The sequence below is a fragment of the Pedomonas sp. V897 genome (assembly GCF_051304405.1).
GTDB lineage: Bacteria > Pseudomonadota > Alphaproteobacteria > Sphingomonadales > Sphingomonadaceae > Pedomonas.
In genome coordinates this window covers 368,455-381,941 of record NZ_JBPPGG010000001.1, presented here as the reverse complement: position 1 = coordinate 381,941, position 13,487 = coordinate 368,455, and the positions used below count along the sequence as shown (strand labels likewise).

The following is a 13,487-nucleotide window of genomic DNA, read 5'->3' as shown; positions in this document are numbered from 1 at the left end:
GTACAACGGATTGACCGGGTGCGGTCCTTTTCTTCGCCCGTCTCCCCCCCTTGAAGAACCAGACGCCGGAAACACGGCCCGAAAACGGAGGGAGTGCAGAGGGTCCAAGACCCTCTGCAAAAAAGACCTCTCATCAAAACCCTCCCGAAGCTCCCGGAGACCCGCTAAGAAGAAGCCCGCGTTTCCACTGGGGCAGGGGCAGGGCCATGATTGATCTCGACCACAACCGGGCGGCGCTGGCGAGCCTGCCGGAAGACGCCCGGCTCTATCTGCGCCCCACAGGGCTGGGCTGCACCCCCGTCCATGACCCCGCTGCGGTTCGGCGGCTGGCAGGCGGCCTGGTGTGGTTCGGGCTTGTCCACGTCATCGCCCGGGTGGGGCGGGAGCGGCGGGCGAGCGTGGTTGTGCCGGTGGCGGAGATGGAGGCGCTCCTCGACAGCCTGCCCGCGCGCCTGCGCGGCCCGGCCGCGCGGCAGTGGGCGAACCTGCTCGCGCCCCGCCCGGCGCTCGACCTCGGCCACGGCCGCCAGCTTCCCTTCGACCGGCCGACGGTGATGGGCATCCTCAACGTCACCCCCGACAGCTTCTCCGACGGCGGCCAGCACGTCGACCCCGCCGTCGCGGCAGAGTCGGCCCGCGCCATGATGGCGGCGGGCGCCAGCCTCATCGACATCGGCGCCGAGACCACCCAGCCCGGCGCGAAACCGGTGTGGGAAGGGGACGAGATCGAACGCCTGCGCCCGGTGCTGGAGCGCCTCGCCGACCAGCCGGTGCCGTGGTCGGCAGACACCCGCAAGGCCGCCGTCATGCGCTTCGCGCTGGCGCACGGCGTCAGCCTCATCAACGACGTCTCCGCGCTTACCTACGACCCGGACGCGATCCGCGTGGTGGCCGAAAGCGGCGCGCCCGTGGTGCTCATGCACCACCAGGGCGACCCGCAGACCATGCAGGTCAACCCCACCTACGACGACGCCCTGCTCGACGTCTACGACTGGCTCGAAGCCCGCATCGACGCCTGCACCGCCGCCGGCATCGCCCGCGACAGGATCCTCCTCGACCCCGGCATCGGCTTCGGCAAGTCCGTGCGCCACAACCTCGAAATCCTCAACGGCCTCAGCCTCTTCCACGCCCTCGGCTGCCCGCTGCTCCTCGGCGTCAGCCGCAAGCGCTTCATCGCCGCCCTCTCCCGCGAGGAACCCGCAACCCGGCGCCTGCCCGGGAGCCTCGCCGTCGCCGTGCTCGGGGCAGCGCAAGGCGTCCAGATGGTGCGCGTCCACGACGTCCCCGAAACCGTGCAGGCGCTGAAAGTGTGGCAGGGGATGCAGGACGCGGCCCTGATGCCGCCGGGGGTGTGAGGGGCTGGTTCAAGATATTGATTTATGATGGGTTTGCAGGAGGGTCGCGGACCTTCCTGCACCTCCCGTTCGTTTTTCGGATCGTGCGGGGGGCGGGGGTGGTGCTTCCCTGATTGGCCGGTTTTATCCGGCTGTGCGTGGGAGAGGCGGAGGTGCCCCTGTGGGGTGCCTGGCGCAGTCGCTCCTTAATATCATTCAAGGCCGCTTGATGCGGGGGATGATGCTGCTGTGCGGGAAGGGAGAAGGGTTCGGTGCGGCGCGCTGCGGCGCGGCGCGTGCCGGGGCACGGTCGTGTGGGGCCATGGGCTGCCCCTTCGTTTTTCGGATCGTGCGGGCGGCGAGGCGTGGTGCTTCCCTGATTGGCCGGTTTTATCCGGCCGTGCGTGGGAGAGGCGGAGGTGCCCCTGTGGGGAGATCGGCGCAGTCGCTCCTTAAAATCATTCAAGGCAACTTGAGGCGGGGGATGATGCTGCTGTGCGGGGAGGGGGAGGCGCGGCGCGGCGCGTGCCGGGGTATGGCCGATCAAATCCAGTCAAATCCTTCTTCCCCTGCAAGGAAGGCGCGGGAGTGCCATATGGGGCGCCAGATGGGGCGGAGGCGTTTGGACCGGGTGCGGCCCGATGAACGAAAGGGGGATCCAAGGGGGTCCGAGACCCCCTTGGGATAGATCCTCCAACGAACACATCCTGAAAACCCGCGTGAAGGCACCGGGAAACGCGACGGGTGGCGTATCGGGCGGGTGGCTGGCGGGTTCGGGGTGGTATGATGGCGGCCGGTGCAGGTTTGCGGAGGATGGCGGATGGCGGATGATCGGGACAGTGACCGGTTTACCGGCCGGATTGCGCGGTATGCGCGGGTGGGCACGGCGGTGGGCGGTCTGGCCGCCCGGTTTGCCGCCAACCGGGTGTTGGGGGCGCCGCTGGACCGGGTGCAACATGCGGGGCAGATCCGTCAGGCGCTGGGAAACCTCAAGGGGCCGGTGATGAAGCTGGCCCAGCTGCTCTCCACCATCCCGGACGCGCTGCCGCCGGAATATGCGCAGGAGCTGGCCCAGCTTCAGGCCAATGCGCCGTCCATGGGCTGGCCGTTCGTGCGGCGGCGGATGCGCACCGAGCTGGGGGAGGACTGGCGCTCCCGCTTCGCCGCCTTCGAGGAGCAGGCGGCGGCCGCGGCGTCGCTGGGGCAGGTGCACCGGGCGACCAGTCATGACGGGCGGCGGCTGGCGGTCAAGCTGCAATACCCGGACATGGGCTCGGCGGTGGAGGCGGATCTGCGGCAGCTGGACGTGGTGCTCGGCCTCTACCGGGCCTATGACCGCTCCATCGACGTGTCGGAGATTCGCCACGAGCTGGCGGACCGGCTGCGCGAGGAGCTGGACTACGGGCTGGAGGCCGGGCGGATGCGGCTCTACCGGCTGATGCTGGCGCAGGAGCCCGCCGTGCACGTGCCCGAGCCGCTGCCCGAGCTGTCCACCCGGCGTCTGCTGACCATGACCTGGCTCGACGGCTGGCCGATCCTCAACTTCCGGCAGGCGGATCAGGAGACGCGCAACCGCATCGCCATCAACCTGTTCCGGGCGTGGTACGTGCCGTTCCACCGCTACGGCGTCATTCACGGCGACCCGCACCTGGGCAACTACTCGGTGCGGGACGACCTGACGATCAATCTCCTCGACTTCGGGTGCGTGCGGATCTTCCCGGCGCGGTTCGTGGGCGGCGTGATCGATCTCTACAAGGCGCTGCGGGACGGGGACGAGGCGCTGGCCGTGCACGCCTATGAAACCTGGGGCTTCACGGGCCTGACGAAGGAGCTGATCGAGACGCTGAACATCTGGGCCAGCTTCGTCTACAGCCCGCTGATGGAGGACCGGCCGCGCCTCATCAACGCCGCCGAAAAGCCCGGCGACTATGGCCGGGAGCAGGCGGCGCGGGTGCATGCCCGCCTGCGCGCGCTGGGCCCGGTGCGGCCGCCGCGCGAGTTCGTGTTCATGGACCGGGCCGCCGTCGGCCTCGGCGGGGTGTTCCTGCACCTGCGGGCGGAGGTGAACTGGTACCGCCTGTTCCATGACATCATCGAGGGCTTCGACGTGGACGCCCTCGACCGGGCGCAGCGGGAGGCGCTGGCGGCTGTCGGACTGGGACCGGAGGCCCCGGAAACTGGCACGATGCAGAGCTGATACATTGTAGAGCTTGTCGTCTGGCCCGACGCGGCGATTTTCCGCAGTGATCTGGAGCGGTTTTTGGTAAACCGGAATAATATCAGTCGGTTATCGGATTTTGCCCGGTCCGGCGACAGGGCGGTTGTTGCCAAAATAGGCAATAAAGTTTCATATTTTAGGCTTGCAATATTCAATCATGTCCACATTATGGGCGCCGCCTGACGAGGCTTTCGCTTGGCTTGCCGGCGTCCTTTGCTATGGTGCCGCCGCTTAGTTCGACTGACGGAGTATTACGGCTATGGCAGAGAACAACTTCGACATCCGGGATCACAAGCGGACCTATGAGGGCTTTTTGGCTTTGGCCAAGTACATGACCATCGCGGTCGTGATCATTCTGATCGGGATGGCTGTGTTTCTGGTGGACTAGCCTCCGTTCAACAGGGGGGGAGATTTGATGAAAATTGCGGTGGTGAAGGAGGTCCGCGCCGCCGAAAGGCGTGTTGCGGCCACACCCGAGACCATAAAGAAACTCAAGGGGCTGGGATTCGACCTGGCCGTTGAAGCCGGTGCCGGCGCGCTCTCGTACATTGCGGATGCGGATTACGAGGCCGCCGGTGCGCTGGTGGGCGACCGGGCGGCAGTGCTTGCCAATGCGGACATCGTGCTGAAGGTGCAGGGGCCGGATGCCGATGAGCTGGCGGGCATTCCCCGGGGCGCCGTGCTGGTGGCGAGCCTCAACCCCTACCAGAACCGGGATCTGGTGGCGGCCTATGCCCAGGCCGGGCTGACGGCCATGGCCATGGAGTTCATGCCGCGCATTACCCGCGCGCAGTCCATGGACATCCTCTCATCGCAATCCAACCTGGCCGGCTACAAGGCCGTGCTGGATGCCTGCGAGCATTTCGGACGGGCGTTGCCGATGATGATGACCGCGGCCGGCACCATTCCGGCGGCCAAGGTGTTCGTCATGGGCGCGGGGGTGGCGGGCCTTCAGGCCATCGCCACCGCCAAGCGCCTGGGCGCGATCGTGTCCGCGACCGACGTGCGCCTCGCCGCCAAGGAGCAGGTGGAATCCCTCGGCGGCAAGTTCGTGATGGTCGAGGATGAGGAAACCCGCCAGGCGGAGACCTCCGGCGGCTACGCCAAGGAGATGTCCGACGCCTACAAGGCCAAGCAGGCGGCCCTGATCGCGGAGACCATCAAACGCCAGGACATCATCATCACCACCGCCCTCATTCCGGGCCGGCCCGCGCCGCGCCTCGTGACGGCGGAGATGGTGGCCACCATGCAACCGGGCTCGGTGATCGTCGATCTGGCGGCCGAACAGGGCGGCAACTGCGAGCTGACCCGCGCCGGCGAGGTGGTGACCACCCCCAACGGCGTGACCATCATCGGCCACCGCAACGTGCCGAGCCGGCTCGCCGCCAACGCCTCGGCGCTGTTCGCCCGCAACCTCTACAACTTCCTGGCCGCCTTCTACGACAAGGACGCCAAAACCATCGCCTGGAACTGGGACGACGAGATCCTGAAGGCGATCGTCGTCACGCGGGACGGGGCCGTGGTGCACCCGGCCCTGCAAGGTTGAGGGGGGACAGCCCATGGATTTCATCGGACAGCTTTCGATCTTCGTGCTGGCGATCTTCGTCGGCTACTACGTGGTGTGGTCTGTCACGCCCGCCCTTCACACCCCGCTCATGGCCGTGACCAACGCGATCTCCTCGGTGATCGTGGTGGGCGCGCTCATCGCCTCCGCCCCGACCGACTGGACCCTGGCCAAGTGGCTGGGCCTGGTCGCCGTGGCGCTCGCGGCCGTGAACATCTTCGGCGGCTTCGCCGTCACCCAGCGCATGCTGGGCATGTACAAGAAAAAAGAGAAGAAGTGAGGGCGGGATGGAACAGACGAATGCTTTGGTGGAGCACGCTGTAGGCGTGCCCGCATGGGTGGCGCTGGCCTATCTTGTCTCCGGCGTCCTGTTCATTCTGGCGCTGCGGGGCTTGTCCAGCCCCACCACCAGCCGTCAGGGCAACATGTTCGGCATGGTCGGCATGCTGATCGCGGTGGTGACGACGCTCGTCACCCATGAACTGGCGAGCCTGCCGGAAATCGCGGGCGCGCTCATCATCGGCGGCGGCATCGGCTATGTCATCGCCCAGCGCATCGCCATGACGGCCATGCCCCAGCTCGTCGCGGCCTTCCACTCGCTGGTCGGCCTCGCCGCGGTGCTGGTGGCGGCGGCGGCCTATTCGAACCCGGAAGCCTTCGGCATCGGCACGGCGGACAACATCCACCTGGTCAGCCGCATCGAGATGAGCCTCGGCATCGCCATCGGTGCCATCACCTTCTCGGGCTCGGTCATCGCCTTCGCCAAGCTGAACGGCAACATGTCGGGCGCGCCGATCCTGCTGCCGGGCCGCCATGTCATCAACATCGGCCTGCTGCTGGGCATCATCGCCCTGGTGGCCTACTTCTGCGCCGACCAGTCGCCGGTCATCTTCTGGACCATCACGGGCCTGTCGTTCCTGATCGGCTTCCTGCTGATCATCCCGATCGGCGGCGCGGACATGCCGGTGGTCGTCTCCATGCTGAACAGCTACTCGGGCTGGGCGGCGGCGGCCATGGGCTTCACGCTCCAGAACAGCGCCATGATCATCACCGGCGCACTGGTGGGCTCCTCGGGCGCGATCCTCAGCTACATCATGTGCAAGGGCATGAACCGCAGCTTCATCTCGGTGATCGCCGGCGGCTTCGGCGCCGACGCCGCCGCGGCGGCCGCGGGCCCGAAGGTGGATCGCCCGATCAAGCAGGGCTCGGCGGAAGACGCGGCCTTCATCATGAAGAACGCCTCCTCGGTCATCATCGTGCCGGGCTACGGCATGGCGGTGGCCCAGGCCCAGCACGCCCTGCGCGAAATGGCCGACCTTCTGAAGAAGGAAGGCGTCTCGGTGAAGTACGCCATCCACCCGGTGGCGGGCCGTATGCCGGGCCACATGAACGTGCTGCTCGCCGAGGCCAACGTGCCCTACGACGAGGTGTTCGAGCTGGAGGACATCAACTCCGAGTTCGGCCAGGCGGACGTGGCCTACGTGATCGGCGCGAACGACGTGACCAACCCGGCGGCCAAGACCGACCGCTCCTCGCCGATCTACGGCATGCCCGTGCTCGACGTGGAGAAGGCCAAGACCGTGCTGTTCATCAAGCGCGGCATGGGCTCGGGCTACGCGGGCGTGGAGAACGAGCTGTTCTTCCGCGACAACACCATGATGCTGTTCGGCGACGCCAAGAAGATGACCGAGGAAATCGTCAAGTCCCTCGGCCACTGACGGCGGCGCAACGAAGCGCGAAACAGGCGGGGCGCGGTCTCGAAGGGGACCGCGCCCCGCACTTTTTTGTCAACAAAGCCCACGCCGGGCTTTATGAGGAAAGGGCAGGCGGACGGCGGAAAAACATGTTGTGAAAATTGACCGGCCCGGTCAGGTTTGGTTGATATCATGGTTGATGAGTGAGAATTCCAGAGGCATCCGGGAGGCGATGGCCACGCGGCGCGGAACGCTTTCTGCCGGGCACGCAGCGCTGATCCACCCAGCGCGGCTGATCTCTCCGGCGTCGCCAGGCTGCGATTCACTCCCGATTATGTGCTGGAATTCAAAGGCGTAACCCAAGGCAAGGCATGGAAGCGAACGAGCAGCTGCTGGACGAAGGCTCTCCCAGGCCGCGGAAATCCAGAACGGCATTCCGACTGAAAGCGGCTGGCGTGGCGCTGGTCGTGACGGTGGGCGCTGTCTGGCTGGTTCGCATTCCCCTGATGAACCTGGCGATTCGGGGTTATCTGGACGCCCAGGGGATCAACGCCTCCTTCGAGGGCGACGGCGTCAGCTTCGCCCGGGTGGAGCTGGAGAGGCTGCGGCTGGGCCCGGCCAAGGCCCCCGACCTCGTTGCCGAGCGGGCCGAGATCTATCTGGATTGGGACGGCCTCAGCCCCAGGGTCGAGAGCATCGTCCTCGAAAACCCGGTGCTGAAGGCGAAGGTGGACCAGAGCGGCATCACCTTCGGCTCGCTGGACATCTTCCGCCCCGAACCCACCGCCGAGCCGTTCGCCCTGCCGCCGCTGGGCCTGACGGTGCAGAACGGCCGCGTCAATGTGGAGACGCCCTACGGCATGGTGGCGGCCTTCGTGGAAACCGAGGGCCGGCTCGACCAGCGCTTCGAGATGTCCCTGCGCGCCCACGCCACCCCCATGCCCGGCAAGCCCGAGCTGCTGGAAGGGCTGGTGCTCACCGGCACGGCGCACACCGGGGCGGACGGCATCCGCGCCCACCTGGAGGGCGGGGCGGCCAGCGTCAACGTGGCGGGGCTGGTGGACGGTATGCGCACCGGCGCCTTCCGCTTCGAGAGCGAGTTCGAGGCGGCTGCCGATCTCAGCCGGCTGTCCGGCGTCCTCAAGGGTACGGCGGAGCGGCTGATCCACACCGTCGATACGGGCGCGAGCGCGCTTGAGTTGACGGTGACGCTGAACGACGTGCGCCTGACACCCGACCTGGTGCCCACCGCCTGGGACGGCTCGGCCAGCCTTTCGGCGGCGGCGGCCCGGGTCGGCAGCCTGACCGTGCAGCGCCCGATGGCGGAGGCGACCTTCACCGGCGCCAACAGCAAGGGCAGCGGCCGCTGGCAGGTCTCGACCGGGCTGCTGGAGGTGCCGGGCGTGCGGATGCGCGCCATCCGGGGCAGCGGCGACCTGACGGCGGAGACCGGCAGCGGCGCGCTGGTCATCGCCGCCCACGGCGAGGTGGACATCGCCGACGGTGCCATCGACCGCAAGGAGCGGGCGGCGCTGCGCGCCCTGCTGGCGACGCTGGACAGCACGCCGCTTTCGGGGCTGGCCAGCCAGTCCGCTCGCACGCTCGACCGGGCGATGCAGAATTTCCACGCCAGCGCGCCGCTCAGCCTGACCTGGCGGCAGGGCTTCGGCGAACTGGTGTTCCCCTCCGGGGCGGAGGTGAACGGCCTCGGCGGCGTGCGGTTCGTGCTCCTCGACCAAGAAGACAAGCCGAGCCTGCGGGTGGAGCTGCCCTCGGGCAAGACCATGGTGAGCGGGCGCGCCTCGCTCTCCGGCCCGGGCCTGCCCAAGCTGGAGGCGCGCATCGACCGGCTGTCCCTGGCCCCCGGCGCAGCGCTGGAGAGCAGCGGCACGGTGGTGGTGGCTGACTGGACGGCCGGGGACTCCCGCCTGTCGCTGACGCCGGTGACCTACCGGCTGGTGCAGGGCGACGGCTCGGGCACGGTGGCGCTCACCGGCAATGCCCGCCTCAGCGGCCCCTTCCCGGGCGGGCGGGTGGAGGACCTGCAACTGCCGCTCGACGTGGAGGCGGCCTGGGGCGCGGCGGGCGTGCGGCTCGTCGCCAGCGGGGGCTGCCTGAACATGCGCCTCGGCGGGCTCACCCTCGGCGACTACCGCTTCGGCCGCGGCACCATTCCGGTGTGCCCGCAGGACGACAAGGGCTTCCTGTGGACCTCGCCGGAGGGCAAGCTCACCGGCGGCGCCACCGCGGGCGAGCTGAAGCTGGCGCTGCTGGGCGCCGACGGCGAACGCGAGGGCGGCGCGAACTCGGACCTGGGCCTCAGCGCCGGGCCGGTGACGCTGACGGTCAGCGGCACGGCCGACCGTCCGCTGGCGCGGCTCGACTTCCGCCGCGCAACGCTGCGCCTGCCCAATGCCGTCACCGCCGAGAGCCGCCGCATCGAGGGCGTGCTGCGCGGCGGCGACGCGGGTTGGACCGGCGCGGGCACCATGGAAGGCTTCAGCCTGGTGGCCGCCAATGCCGCCGTCCGGGCCGAGGCCAAGGGCAGCTGGCGGCTGAACTTCGCCAACGAGGCGGCGCCCCTGCACCTGACGGACCTCTCCGGCCGGGTGATGGACATGACCAGGAAGGCCCGCTTCGAACCGATCGCCTTCACCGACGGCTCGGTGCACGCAGGCGGCCGGGTGGCCAGCATGAAGGGCAACGTGCGGCTGGCCTCCACCGGCGAGGTGCTGGGCGATGTCTCGCTCAGCCACGACACCGACGCCGGAACGGGCGAGGCGCTGCTGAAGCTGACCGGCCTGACCTTCAGCCCGACGCTCCAGCCCTACATGCTGACCGAGGCGGCGCGCGGCGTCGTCGAAAACGTGAGCGGCGCGGTGAGCGGCTTCGTGCGCGCCCGCTGGACGCCCGAGGCCATGTCCACCGATGCCCGCTTCGATCTCGACGGCCTGTCCATGGCGACGGGCGGGCTGGGTCCGGTGGATGGTGTCTCCGGCCAGCTGGTGTTCACCGACTTCCTCGGCCTCAAGACGCCGCCGGGCCAGACCGTGACGGTCGCCCGGGTGAACCCGGGCGTCGCCATGGAGAACGGCGTGTTCCGCTTCCAGCTGGTGGGCGACCAGAAGCTGCAGGTGGAGCAGGCCGGCTGGCCGCTGGCCGACGGCGAGCTGCGGGTCGATCCGACCGTGGTGGCGCTGGACGCCCCGGTGAAGCGGGTGACGCTGCGGCTGGCCGACGTGGATCTGGAGAAGTTCATCGGCCTGATGGACCTGCAATCCCTGCGGGCAACCGGCGAGGTGGAGGGCGAGCTGCCGCTGTCCATCACCCGCCAGGGCGCTTCCATCGAGAAGGGCTACCTGCGCACCAAGGGCGGCGGCACCCTCTCCTACACCGGGGCGGTGCCCGCCACCGAAGGCAACGCCAAGCTGGCGTTCGACGCGCTCAAGAACTTCCGGTTCAAGTCCATCACCGTGGACGTGGAGGGAGACCTGGCGGGCGAAATCGCCACCGGCATCCGCTTCGAGGGCACCAGCCAGGCCTCGCTGTCGCCGCTGTCGTGGTTCCGGGCGCTCAGAACGCGCGGCATTCCCTTCAAGTTCAACGTGAACGTGCGGGCACCCCTGCGCAGCCTGATGAGCTCCATCTCCGGCGTGACCGACGTGGGCGGCCTCGTGCGCCGCAACGTGGAAATGGAGCTGGAAAAGGCCCGGGAGGAAAAGGAATAACGGGCAGCAGGGCCGGGGTGCTTCAGCCTCTGTTCAGATGCGTAACGGCAGGGTTTGCTCTGAAGACCCGATCCGGCGTACAGGAAAGAGTGCAACATGCTTATCAAGCGGGAGACGAACATGCGGGCAGCCCTGTTGGTGGCTTGCGCTATGCCGTTGGCAGCACTGACGGCGGGATGCGTGAAGCTTCAGGCGCCGGACAAGCCGATCGAGATCAACATGAACCTCAACATCCGACACGAGGTGATCGTGCGGCTTGAGAAGGACGTGCAGGATCTGATCCAGAACAATCCGGGCGTGTTCTAAGACGCGTCCGACACTCAGGAAGGCTTGGCCGGACAACGGCCGGGAGACAGTACGATGGCGATTCATACGAAGTTCATAACAAAGGTTCTGGGCACGGCCGCCGCGCTCGGCGTGGTCGCGGCAGTCGCCGGTCCGGTCGCCGCGCAGGACGACACCTTCATCGAACAGGCCCGCGCCTCCGGGCAGATCGGCGAACAGGCCGACGGCTACGTGGGCGCCGTGAAAGGCGCCAGCGGCGACCTGAAGGCGCGGATCGACCAGATCAACATCAAGCGCAAGGCGTTCTACACCCAGCTGGCGGAAAAGCGCGGCGTGACCGTGAACGAAGTGGCCGCCGCCGCCGCCTGCAAGCTGTTCGAGAACCGGGTGGGCCCGAACCAGTACTACCGCACCGAACAGGGCCAGTGGGTGCAGCGCCAGGGCAACGCCCCGGTGCAGATGCCGTCCTACTGCCCGAAGTAAGTCTTTGAAACACCTGGGGTTGTTGCGGGAGGGACCCGGTCCCTCCCGCGCCCTCCCATTCCTTTCTCCGGCGTGACCGGCCTTGCCCGGGGCACGCCTTCTGTTTCCGGCGATGCCTGCGGAAGCGGTTGGCCGGGAAGGGTTTATCCGGCCGCGCCCCTGTTTCCCCGATGTGCGCGCTGGAGTTCTGATTGACACGGCCGTGTGTCCGGTGCCGGTCCTGATCCGGCAGAGCCTCCGCAACATTCCCCTGATAGAATAGAACTGTTCCCCCTGACACCTGGCCCGTCGTTGGCATGACCAACCTGTGTCCGCCGGGTGTCCTTCAGGGGAGGGGAGCAACCGCTCCTTACAATCATTCAACGTCTGATAGCGCGCGGTGCTTTGGCGCTGCGGGGGCGGTGCCGGGCTGGTGCTGGCGCGTGCGCGGGAAGCAGAGGCGCTGTGTGGCCCGGGAGGAGCGCGGCGGGGACTGCCGGGCGCGGCCGTGTTCACGGGCCTGATGGGTGCGGCGTGGCGGCTGATGTGAGGCGGCAACCGCTCCTTACAATCATTCAACGTCCTGAAAGGGTACGGTGTTTGATGCTGCGGGGGCGGTTCCGGGCTGGTGCTTTTGTGTGCGCGGGAAGCAGGGGCGCTGTGCGGCCCGGGAGGAGCGCGTCGGGCGCTGCCGGGCGCGGCCGTGTTCATGCCTGATGGGTGCGGCGTTGCGGTTGATGTGAGGCCGCAACCGCTCCTTACAAACATTCAACGCTCCAAAAGAGCACGGTGGTTGGATGCTGCTGGGGCGGTGCCGGGCTGGTGCTGGCGTGTGCGCGGGGCGAGCAGGGGTGCTGCGCGGCTCTGGAAGGGCGCGGCGGGGTTTGCCGGGCGCGGCGCGTAATGGCAAGGGAGGTGCAGGAGGGTCCGAGACCCTCCTGCAAAATCAATCACTTGATCCAATCCACACCCCAATGCCCACGCACACCCCTCAGGCGTTTGCCTGGATGATGACCTTGAGGGCCTGTGTCTCGGCGGCGTGGCCGAAGGTGTCGTAGGCGCTGAGGATGTCGTCGAGGGCGAAGCGGTGGGTGATGAGGCGGGTGGGGTCCACCTTGCCGGACTGCACGGTCTTGAGGAGCATGGGCGTGGTGCTGGTGTCCACCAGCCGGGTGGTGATGGCGATGTTGCGGTCCCACAGCTGCTCCAGGTGCAGGTCCACCTTCTTGCCGTGGACGCCGATGTTGGCGATGACGCCGCCGGGGGCGATGAGGTCCTGGCACAGTTCGAAGGTGGCGGGCACGCCCACCGCCTCGATGGCGGTATCGACGCCGGCGGACCCTGCGATCTGGCGCACGGCCTCTGCCGTGGCCTCGGGGCCGCCGCTGCTGTTGACGGTGTGGGTTGCCCCGAACTGGCGGGCGATGCCGAGACGGTTGTCGTCGAGGTCGATCATGATGATGGCGGCGGGCGCGTAGAACTGGGCCGTGAGCAGGGCGGCGAGCCCGATCGGCCCCGCGCCGACGATGGCGACAGTGCTGCCGGGGGCCACCTTGCCGTTGAGCACGCCGCACTCGAAGCCGGTCGGCAGGATGTCCGACAGCATGACGAGGGCCTCTTCGTCCGAGCCGTCGGGGATGGGGTAGAGGCTGGTGTCCGCATGGGGGATGCGGACGTATTCCGCCTGGGTGCCGTCGATCTCGTTGCCGAGGATCCAGCCGCCGGTCTCGCAGTGGGAGTACATGCCGCGGCGGCAGTAGTCGCAGCGGCCGCAGCTGGTGACGCAGGAGATGATCACCCGGTCGCCCGGCCGGAAGGCGGTGACGCCTTCGCCCACGCTCTCGACGACGCCGGTGCCCTCGTGACCGAGGATGGTCCCCGGCTTGCAGGTGGGCACGTCGCCTTTCAGGATGTGCAGGTCGGTGCCGCAAATTGTGGTGCGGGTGACGCGGACGATGGCGTCACCGGGGTCCCGAATCTCCGGCTTGGGCCGGTCTTCCACGCTCTTGTTGCCGGGTCCGTTGTAGACGAGGGCTTTCATGGCCGCCTCCGGTTGCGAGTCTTCCTCCGCTAAACCAGAGGGGAGGGGTCATGTTCCCTTGGAGCGTTTGAAACCAACCTGCATGGGAGGGAATGATGCGAGGGACTCAGTTGCTTTGCGCCTCCGCGCACGGTGACCCTCGCGCTCCCATTCGTTTGAGG

The 13,487-nt window shown here is 67.9% G+C and carries 10 protein-coding genes; 9 read left to right on the top strand and 1 reads right to left on the bottom strand.

Annotation, left to right across the window (positions count from 1 at the left end; all coding sequences use genetic code 11):
* Positions 1-206: 206 nt before the first annotated feature.
* The 9 genes from folP to ACSJJU_RS01885 all read left to right on the top strand — a co-directional run bounded on the left by folP (position 207) and on the right by ACSJJU_RS01885 (position 11,306).
* Positions 207-1,355: a dihydropteroate synthase gene (gene folP, locus ACSJJU_RS01925; protein ID WP_435913464.1), complete on the top strand. Its 1,149-nt coding sequence runs from the start codon at positions 207-209 to the stop codon at positions 1,353-1,355.
* Between the two features lie 799 nt (positions 1,356-2,154).
* Positions 2,155-3,531, top strand: coding sequence for an ABC1 kinase family protein (locus tag ACSJJU_RS01920; RefSeq protein ID WP_435913462.1), 1,377 nt, complete (start codon positions 2,155-2,157; stop codon positions 3,529-3,531).
* Between the two features lie 280 nt (positions 3,532-3,811).
* A complete protein-coding gene (locus ACSJJU_RS01915; protein ID WP_435913461.1) occupies positions 3,812-3,940 on the top strand; it encodes an aa3-type cytochrome c oxidase subunit IV in 129 nt (42 codons plus the stop codon).
* A gap of 27 nt (positions 3,941-3,967) precedes the next feature.
* Complete coding sequence (locus tag ACSJJU_RS01910) at positions 3,968-5,098, top strand: Re/Si-specific NAD(P)(+) transhydrogenase subunit alpha (protein WP_435913460.1); 1,131 nt, start codon at positions 3,968-3,970, stop codon at positions 5,096-5,098.
* A 13-nt stretch (positions 5,099-5,111) separates the two neighbouring features.
* Entirely contained in the window at positions 5,112-5,396 is a 285-nt protein-coding gene (locus tag ACSJJU_RS01905; protein ID WP_435913459.1) for an NAD(P) transhydrogenase subunit alpha, read from the top strand.
* A 7-nt stretch (positions 5,397-5,403) separates the two neighbouring features.
* Positions 5,404-6,834 carry an NAD(P)(+) transhydrogenase (Re/Si-specific) subunit beta gene (locus tag ACSJJU_RS01900; RefSeq protein WP_435913458.1) on the top strand — a complete coding sequence of 477 codons (1,431 nt, stop codon included), beginning with the start codon at positions 5,404-5,406 and terminating at the stop codon, positions 6,832-6,834.
* 431 nt (positions 6,835-7,265) lie between these two features.
* A complete protein-coding gene (locus ACSJJU_RS01895; RefSeq protein ID WP_435913457.1) occupies positions 7,266-10,538 on the top strand; it encodes an intermembrane phospholipid transport protein YdbH family protein in 3,273 nt (1,090 codons plus the stop codon).
* 150 nt (positions 10,539-10,688) lie between these two features.
* A complete protein-coding gene (locus ACSJJU_RS01890; RefSeq protein WP_435913456.1) occupies positions 10,689-10,844 on the top strand; it encodes a YnbE family lipoprotein in 156 nt (51 codons plus the stop codon).
* A gap of 54 nt (positions 10,845-10,898) precedes the next feature.
* On the top strand, positions 10,899-11,306 hold the full coding sequence (locus ACSJJU_RS01885) for a YdbL family protein (protein WP_435913455.1): 408 nt from the start codon (positions 10,899-10,901) through the stop codon (positions 11,304-11,306).
* A gap of 970 nt (positions 11,307-12,276) precedes the next feature.
* Here ACSJJU_RS01885 and ACSJJU_RS01880 read toward each other — a convergent pair.
* A complete protein-coding gene (locus ACSJJU_RS01880; RefSeq protein WP_435913454.1) occupies positions 12,277-13,326 on the bottom strand; it encodes a zinc-dependent alcohol dehydrogenase family protein in 1,050 nt (349 codons plus the stop codon).
* Between the last annotated feature and the right edge of the window lie 161 nt (positions 13,327-13,487).

Coding starts and splice junctions, on each gene's coding strand:
- folP (WP_435913464.1), top strand. CDS start 207: ATGATTGATCTCGACCACAACCGGGCGGCGCTGGCGAGCCTGCCGGAA.
- ACSJJU_RS01910 (WP_435913460.1), top strand. CDS start 3,968: ATGAAAATTGCGGTGGTGAAGGAGGTCCGCGCCGCCGAAAGGCGTGTT.
- ACSJJU_RS01880 (WP_435913454.1), bottom strand. CDS start 13,326: ATGAAAGCCCTCGTCTACAACGGACCCGGCAACAAGAGCGTGGAAGAC.
- ACSJJU_RS01900 (WP_435913458.1), top strand. CDS start 5,404: ATGGAACAGACGAATGCTTTGGTGGAGCACGCTGTAGGCGTGCCCGCA.
- ACSJJU_RS01920 (WP_435913462.1), top strand. CDS start 2,155: ATGGCGGATGATCGGGACAGTGACCGGTTTACCGGCCGGATTGCGCGG.
- ACSJJU_RS01905 (WP_435913459.1), top strand. CDS start 5,112: ATGGATTTCATCGGACAGCTTTCGATCTTCGTGCTGGCGATCTTCGTC.
- ACSJJU_RS01885 (WP_435913455.1), top strand. CDS start 10,899: ATGGCGATTCATACGAAGTTCATAACAAAGGTTCTGGGCACGGCCGCC.
- ACSJJU_RS01915 (WP_435913461.1), top strand. CDS start 3,812: ATGGCAGAGAACAACTTCGACATCCGGGATCACAAGCGGACCTATGAG.
- ACSJJU_RS01890 (WP_435913456.1), top strand. CDS start 10,689: ATGCCGTTGGCAGCACTGACGGCGGGATGCGTGAAGCTTCAGGCGCCG.